Origin of the sequence: Kitasatospora sp. CB01950 (assembly GCF_001905465.1) — a bacterium.
GTDB lineage: Bacteria > Actinomycetota > Actinomycetes > Streptomycetales > Streptomycetaceae > Kitasatospora.
Genome location: NZ_LISX01000018.1, coordinates 1 through 7,705 on the forward strand (window position 1 = coordinate 1; position 7,705 = coordinate 7,705).

The 7,705-nt window shown below is 71.8% G+C and carries 6 protein-coding genes and 1 pseudogene; 4 read left to right on the forward strand and 3 right to left on the reverse strand.

Going from position 1 to position 7,705, the window contains the following annotated elements:
- Positions 1-571 (reverse strand): helix-turn-helix transcriptional regulator (locus AMK19_RS30660; RefSeq protein WP_143200488.1); only part of this gene is annotated, 571 nt, incomplete at its 3' end.
- A gap of 104 nt (positions 572-675) precedes the next feature.
- Here AMK19_RS30660 and AMK19_RS30665 point away from each other — a divergent pair.
- A complete protein-coding gene (locus tag AMK19_RS30665; protein ID WP_083647512.1) occupies positions 676-2,103 on the forward strand; it encodes an MFS transporter in 1,428 nt (475 codons plus the stop codon).
- Between the two features lie 2,319 nt (positions 2,104-4,422).
- The gene (locus AMK19_RS30675; protein WP_143200489.1) at positions 4,423-5,061 is read left to right on the forward strand and encodes a hypothetical protein; all 639 of its coding nucleotides are present in this window, start codon (positions 4,423-4,425) and stop codon (positions 5,059-5,061) included.
- Positions 5,062-5,078: 17 nt separating this feature from the next.
- Here the strand turns inward: AMK19_RS30675 and AMK19_RS30680 are convergent, their stop codons facing one another.
- A complete protein-coding gene (locus AMK19_RS30680; RefSeq protein ID WP_073818097.1) occupies positions 5,079-5,993 on the reverse strand; it encodes an IS982 family transposase in 915 nt (304 codons plus the stop codon).
- Positions 5,994-6,067: 74 nt separating this feature from the next.
- A pseudogene (locus AMK19_RS30685) lies at positions 6,068-6,283 on the reverse strand (transposase); the annotation flags it as partial.
- A 16-nt stretch (positions 6,284-6,299) separates the two neighbouring features.
- Between AMK19_RS30685 and AMK19_RS30690 the strand changes: the two are divergent.
- A complete protein-coding gene (locus AMK19_RS30690; RefSeq protein WP_143200490.1) occupies positions 6,300-7,280 on the forward strand; it encodes a hypothetical protein in 981 nt (326 codons plus the stop codon).
- Between the two features lie 46 nt (positions 7,281-7,326).
- On the forward strand, positions 7,327-7,705 hold a 379-nt coding region (locus AMK19_RS30695), incomplete at its 3' end, for an ATP-binding protein (RefSeq protein WP_198953500.1).

Genomic DNA, 7,705 nt, shown 5'->3' on the forward strand with positions numbered 1-7,705 from the left:
TGTGGGGGTGTTGGGCGGTGGTCATGCGGAGGTGGGCGACGACGGAGTGGGTTTTGGCGTGCCAGTTGGTGTAGAGGGTGCGGGCGGGTGGGTCGGTGAAGAGGGTGCGGGTCATGTTGGGGCGGTGGTGGGGGTGGGGGGGGCGGGGGGCGAAGACGGTGTGGGCGAGGGGGTTCCAGGCGAGGACGTCGGTGGCGGGTCCGAGGGCGATGAGGGGTATGTCGTTGGTCATGGTGATGAGGCGTTGGATGCCCGGGGGGACGGGGACGGGGGCGGGGTCGGTGGGGGTGGTGGGGGTGCGGTGGGGTCGGGCGAGGGTGTGGAGGTGGGTGGTTTCGGCGTCGGTGAGGCGCAGGGCGCGGGCGAGGGCGTCGAGGACGGTGTCGGAGACGTTCTGGCCGAGGCCCTGTTCGAGTCGGGCGTAGTAGGAGACGCTGACGCCGGCGAGTTGGGCGAGTTCTTCTCTGCGTAGGCCGGGTACGCGGCGTCGTCGGCCGTAGTGTCCGAGTCCGGCGTCGGCCGGGTGGAGTCTGGCCCTGCGGGACTTGAGGAATGTGCCGAGCTCTCCCATGGGGGTCATTATGCTGAAGCGGGGGCTGTGGAGCGTAGCCTTCGCAGTGGGACGTTTGGCAGGTGTCTGGCTAGGGGGCGGGTGGTCTTCCAGGCTTGGGTGCCATGACCGAGCCTTCCGTTTCGTCCGGCCGTTTGAGTACGCGTCTCAGGTTGACCCTGTTCGTGTTGCTGGGCGCGCAGTTCATGTTGTCCGTCGATTTCTCGATCCTGAACGTCGCGTTGCCGCAGATCGGTTCGGGGGTGGGGATATCGGCGGGGGATCTGCCGTGGGTGGCGTCGGCGTATGCGTTGCCGGCGGCGGGTTTCACGTTGTTGTTCGGCCGGATCGCGGATCTGTTCGGGCGTCGGCGGTTGTTCTTGGCGGGTATCTCGCTGTTGACGGTGGCGTCGGTGCTGGGGGGGTTGTCGGACAGCGGGTCCCTGTTGCTGGCGGCGCGGGTGCTGCAGGGTCTGTCGACGGCGATGGCGGCTCCGGCGGCGTTGTCGTTGTTGACGACGTCGTTCTCCGAGGGGGCGATGCGTGAGCGGGTGCTGGGTCTGAACGGTGCGCTGTTGTCGGGCGGGTTCACGGTGGGCGCTCTGGTGGGCGGGACGCTGGTGGGTCTGTTGAGCTGGCGTTGGGCGTTTTTGATCAATGTGCCGGTGGCGGTGGCGATTTTGGTGGCGACGCCGCGGTTGATCGCGGACAGCCGGGCGCCGGAGAAGGTGCGGCTGGATGTGCCGGGCGCGGTGTCGGTGACGGCGGGTCTGCTGGCGTTCACGTACGGCGTGATCGATCGGAGTGTGTGGATCGCGGCGGTGGGCGTGCTGCTGCTGGGGGTGTTCTGGGCGGTGGAGCTGCGGGCTCCGGCGCCGCTGGCGTCGGTGCGGATCCTGAAGCGTCCGAGTGTGAAGTGGGGGAACTTCGCGGGTCTGGTGGTGTTCTCGATGGAGAGCGCGCTGATCTTCCTGATGACGTTGTATCTGCAGGACGTGTTGCATTTCGCGCCGTTGACGACGGGTCTGATCTTCGGTGTGCCGGGGTTGGCGGCGGTGGCCGCGGGTGTGGTGGCGGGTCGTGCGATCGGCCGGTACGGGACGCGGTCGGTGTTGACGGTGGGTCTGCTGGTGCAGGGTCTGGCGACGGCGCCGCTGGTGCTGCTGGGCACGGACCGGGTGATGCTGGCGGTGTTGCTGCCGGCGTTGTTCGTGGGGTTCTTCGGGCATGTGACGTCGATCGTGGCGTACACGGTGACGGCGACGTCGGGGCTGCCGGATTCGGAGCAGGGTCTGGCGACGGGTCTTGCGGCGTTGAGTCAGCAGGTGGCGGCGACGATCGGTATTCCGGTGCTGAGTGCGGTGGCGGCGTTGCGGGTGGTGCAGTTGGACGGGATCCGGCTGGCGCTCGCGGTGGACGTGGCGGTGACGCTGGTGGCGGTGGGCCTGGTGTGGGTGGGTCTGCGGGTGCGTTCCGGGGGGTCCGGGGCGGGTGCGGACGCGGTGGCGCCGGTCGTCGAGGTCGGGGTCGGGGAGCGGGCGGCGGCCGGCTGAGGCGCGGGCCGGGCGTCGGGCGGCGGGTGGAGCGGCCGTCGGGTGTCGGGCGGCAGCTGCAGTCGAGTTCGTTGATCGGCCGCCTGGCGGCGGGCCTGTGGGCCTGTTGCCGGGCGGCTTTCCGGTTTTGCGGGGCGGGGCGGATGCGTCGGCCGGGTGGTGGGGTGTCGGCCCGGGGTGTTGAGCGGGCGTCCGGCGGCGGGGCGTTGGGTTGCCGGGCGGCTGTCCGGGTGGTGGGGTGTCGGCCCGGGGTGTTGAGCGGGCGTCCGGCGGCGGGGTGTTGGGTTGCCGGGCGGCGGCCGGGTGGTGGGGGTGTCGGCCCGGGGTGTTGATCGGGCGTCCGGCGGCGGGGTGTTGGGCTGCCGGACGGCTGTCCGGGTGGCGGGGCGGATGCGTCGGCCGGGTGGTGGGGTGTCGGCCCGGGGTGTTGAGCGGGCGTCCGGCGGCGGGGTGTTGGGTTGCCGGGCGGCTTTCCGGGTGGTGGGGGTGTCGGCCGGGCGGGTCGTGGGGGCGGGGGTGTTGAGCGGGTGGCGGGGTTTGCGGGGCGCGGTGTCGGCCGGGTGTCGGTGATCGGTCGGTTCGGCGAGGTCGGTCCGGTCTGTCCGGGCCTTCGGTGGGTGGGGGGCTGTCCCTGTCTGCTGGGCCTGGACGGCGGGGGGCTTCGTCGTCCGGGCGGCCGCTGTCTGTCCGGCCGGGTTCGGGTGGTCCTTCGTCCGCGGGTCGGTCTGTTGGCTGTTCGCCCGCTTGCGCGGGGTTCGTGGCCGGGTGGTCCGGATCGGTCGGGAGGTCTTGTGCTGCCTGCTGGTCCGGCGGGGTGTCGTTTCCCGGCGTACCGGGGTGTGGAAAGGGGTCCGCGGATCCCGGCCGCGATGGCGGGGCCGACCGGGTCGGGCATGTCCTGGGGGCCCGTGTCGAACATCTCTGTGCGATCGCCGGCGGCGAGGTCGTGCCCGAGGAGGGCGAGCCCGAAGTCGTCTTCTGCCTCGACGAGTTCGGGCCGCTCGACCTCCAGCCGCATTCCGGTGGGCTGTGGGCGGGGCGCGGCGGTGGGGGCAAGGATCCCGGCCGCGGGCCGCGGGCCGCGGGCCGCGGCCCCGGCGGCGGGCGAACCTGCACCCGGCCGCACGGGGTCCGGCGCCTGTTCGCCGTCTACGACCTCGGCAGGGACCGGCTCTGCGGTCACGTCAGGAAGACGAAGAGCCGTCCAAGTTCCCGGAGTTCTGCCGCTACCTGCGCTCTGTGCACCCCGCGGAGGTGCGGATCGCGATCGTCTGTGGCAGCTGCTCGCCGCGCCTGACGACGAAGCGGTGCCGGCGGGTCGGGACCTGGGCGGCGGCGAGCGACGTGGAGATCGTCCACATCCCGACCGACAGTTCCTGGCTCGACCGGATCGAGGCCCGGTTCACCGTCCTGCGCCACTTCGCCCTCGACGGCGCCGACCACGCCAGTCGCAAAGCCCAGGGCGGCATGTTCCGTCGCTGCACCGTCCGGCGGAACGAGCACGCCGCCGACGAGCGTCTGCGTCAAGTCGTCGCCAGGGCGAGCGGTGCCTGGTGCGGCGCTGGGCGGATCCGGCCGCGTCATCAGTCCCCACCCGGCCGGCCTGCCTCTGCAATCCGGCAGGGACTTTGGAGCCCCTGGATTACGCGGAACGCAGGATCGAGGACGATCCGCCGGGCGCCCCGCCGCGGGTGCTGCCGCCGTGGCTCGCGGGTCGGGGCCTCCACGTCCGGCGACAGCCTGGCCGGACTGTGACGGGGACGTCGCGGGCGGTCCTTCGGCTCTTCGCCGCCGAGCTCCTGGTACCGCCTCCGCCAGGTGGGCGCGGACTGCCGTGAAACGCGTGCCTCGACGCCGCCTCGGCCAACGGCGCCCTGTCGAGCACCTCCAGCACGGCCCGATACCTGTGCTCCACCAGCTCCACCAGCTCCTGCGGTTCCGTCCCGCCCTCTTCTTCCGGGCGGAGCAACGAGCCATCGACGTCAAGGATGCGGTGAGAGCGGAACGTCGAAGATCTGCTGAGCTCTCACATATGGCTGTCACTGCCTGGGCGTGCAGCTGCCGTTGCGGGACCGGGTCGCAGGGAGCATCCTGCCCTCAACGGGAAGGCGCTGTCGGCCCCGGACGGGAGGAAGGGGCTCCAGGGCCTCGCCCCACGACACATCGCCGAACCCGGCCCCCGGCCGCACCGAGCAGCTGCGGCAATCCGTGGGATCTTCCCGCCCGGGAAGGAAGACTGCTGACCGTGGTTCAGGGCAGTGCTTTCTGTCGCGTCCTGCGGCGCGGCGGCACCGGGTCGACGACACCGATGAGGAGAACGTGACAGCCATGCTCCCGGCCTTCACCACTCGACACGCCCTGGGGCGCTTCGGGGCTGTGCCTGCACCCCTGGCGTTCGTGCTTGCCCTGCTCGGCAGCATGACGCCCACCCCGGCAGACGCGGCCGCCGTCGGCCAGACCCTGACCTGCCAAGGGGCCCGGCACAGCACGTATTCGCCCGCGCTCACCAATCACTCGCGGTTGCTGTCCATCAAGTTCACCGACGGGTACGGCGATCAGGCGACTCCTCCGCCCGACCCGCTCGTCGCCTTCTGCGTAGTGACCGACACGATCGACAGCCCGCCGGTGGTCATCACCGGGAGTGTCGCGACTGGCGCTGTGATGAGCGAGCAGTCATGCACCACGCTGGGGGCCTCCAGCCCGGCCAACGTACAAACGATCACGTGGAACGGTGCCGGCGGCGGTACGGTCGCTACCAGCACCGTGTCCTGGCAGCCCGCGCAGGCCGACCGCGTCAACGGCAACGTCGTGGTCACCCAGATCGGCACCGTGACGGCCGGCTTCGGATCCGGCGACGGCGCTACGCGTGTGGCTGTGATCCCCGAATTGCAGTTGGCCGCCTGCTCGACGACCGGCGTAACCCGCTTGGACGGCGCGATCACGATCAGCTTCATCTAGATGAATGATGCGAAGGGTTAGTGGTCGTAGGCGGTCAGCGAGCGCATGACGGGCTGGCCGGTCCGGTCGTTGTGCCAGATCGCCGAGGTCAGGGCGAGGATGCGTTGCAGGACACGGACCATCACCCCGGCCGGTGTGCGGCCCTGGTGGCGTTCGAGGTCGAGTTGGGCCTTGAGCGTCTGGTTGACCGACTCGATGACCTGTCGTAGCGGTTTGAACAGCCTGGCTCCGGCCCGCTCGGGTTCGTTCTTGCGGGCCGGGCGGAGCAGGTGGACGCCCCACTCGGCGAGTTCGTGTTCGAAGGCGCGGCCGTAGTAGTGCCGGTCGCCGATCAGGGTCTGGCCAGGTCGGGAGCCGGCCAGGTCGGGTTCGGCGTGGAGGATGCCGAGCAGGGTCCGGCGCTCGTCGGCCTTCGCGCCGGTCAGCGCGAACGCGACGGGCAGGCCGTGCAGGGTGCACACCAGGTGCAGGCGAAGGCCCCGGAAGTAGCGGGAGTGGCTGGCGCAGTAGCCGTACTCGGCCCATCCGGCCAGGTCGGAGCGCTTGGCGGTCTCGCGTGAGCGCCCGCATTCCACCGGGGTGGAGTCGACGACCCACACGCTGTCGGTCCACAGCGAGGTGTCGATCGCGACCAGGCGGTTGACGCGGGCGATCAGGTCGGCGGCCTTGCGCAGGCGCCGGTTGTAGCCGGACTGCCCGGGCAGGTACGGGAACAGATGGCGCAGGTGGGTGGTGGCGTGGCGGATCCAGCGGCGCTCGGAGGTGAAGCCGAGCAGGGCCTGCATCACGGCCAGGGTGACCAGTTCGGCGTCGCTCAGCCGTGGCTTGAGGCCGATCTCGGGTCGCCACGGTGCCAGATGGGGCGATTCCTTCAGCAGGTCGTCGGTCTTCACATAGAGTGCGGTCGCGAGGGAGTCCAGGTCAGGCGTCACAACCGACCTTTGGACTCCCTCGCGTCATTTCATGCACACCAGCGAGCCCTTGGCATCAATCATCTAGTGCCGCGTCAGGCACCGTTCGCCCTGGTGACGACTTGGCGCAGACGCTCGTCGGCGGCGTGCTTGTTCCGCCGGACGGTGCAGTGGCGGATCATGCCGCCCTGGGCTTTGCGGGTGGCGTGGTCGGCGCCGTCGGGGGCGAAGTGGCGCAGGGCGGTGAACCGGGCCTCGATCCGGTCGGGCCAGGAGCTGTCGGTCGGGGTGCGGGCGATCTCGACGTTGTTGGGGGGCTCCCCCTGAGTGGTGGACACGCCGATACCGGATCTGCTTGATCCGGAGGAGGCGAGAACACCGCCGGTGGCGATGAAGGACTGCTCGGGCGAGTTCGAGGCCGATGCCGTGGCCCTGTACGGGTCCACGCCCGGGGCGCCCTACAGGGACATCGCCGCCGACCCGGGCATCAACAGGGCGGTGCTGCGCGAGTGGGTGCTGCGGGATCGGGCGCGCCGCGGTACTGCCCCGGCTGACGCTCGAACGGGCGGGGCGGCGCGGGCCCGGGCGGCACGGGCCGCGCCTTTCGCCGATCCGGGCGGTCCCGCTCCCCCCGAGGCAGTGGCGTTCGCCGGCCACTGCGGCTTCGACGTCGACGTGCTCGCTGCCTGTCGCCCGCAAGGCAAGGGCCGGGTCGAGCGGCAGGTTGCCGTCGTCCGCGACCACGTCCTGGCCTGCCGGGCGTTCTCGTCCGTCGAGGAGCTCGGCGCCCGTCCACGGCCGGGGTGCCGCTGCGGGGTCGTCGGCCGTCGGGCGGTCCGCGATCGCATGGCCCTGCGGCCGCTGCGGAGAGCGCCGTCGTCACCCGGCGACACCTGCGGCATGTCGGCAAGGACTGCCTGGAACGCCTTGGTCGCCTTGGTCGCCTTGGACACCGGCCTCTGCTCGGTGCCGGCCCGCAGGGTCCGCGCCCGCCGGCCGGTCGGGGTCCGGGTCGCGACGTCGCAGGTCGTCCTGCATGCCGCCGTCCCCGACGCGAGCGGCGGCACGCTGCCGGCCCACCGCCCCGGGGCGGTGGGCCGCGGTGTCCGCATCATCGACGAGCGCCACCGGGACGGCCTGCCGGAGGGCGGCGCCCGCCGCGTCACCACCGGCGACGCCCTGCCCCGGCCTCGGCAGGAGCCGTCGCCGGGAGAGGAGGCCGGTCCGCTCCGGGCTCTGCCGGGCCCCGGGCCGCCTCGGCTCATGTCGAGGTCGGCCGCAGGCCGTCTTCGGTCTGTGGCGAGCTGACGGGCACCCGTCCTTTCACCGTCGACTGCGCCACGAGGGAGTCCCGTTGAGCGGGCTGGCCGGCGCCCGCATCCGTGCCATGGCCGCCAAGCCAGGCCTGTCCCGCCTCGCCGGGGGCCTGAACCGGTACGCCCGGCGGGCGGACGGGGCGAAGACGGGCCACCTCGGCTTCCCCGGCCCGGTCCTGGCCGAGGAGCTCGCTGTTCGCGACGGCCGCCGCTTCCGCCGGAACCTGTGGCTGTCAAAGCTGCCGCACCGCAAGGCGCTGGACGACTGCGGCTTGTCCTTCCGGCCCGAACTCGGCCCCCGCGGGATCAAGGACCTCGCCGCTCTCGCCTTCGTCGAGGCCGATGCCGACGCCGAGGCCGCCCTGCTCGGGCCGTCCGGGGTCGGCAAGACCCGTCTCGCCGTCGCCGTCGCCGTCG

Coding starts and splice junctions, on each gene's coding strand:
- AMK19_RS30665 (WP_083647512.1), top strand. CDS start 676: ATGACCGAGCCTTCCGTTTCGTCCGGCCGTTTGAGTACGCGTCTCAGG.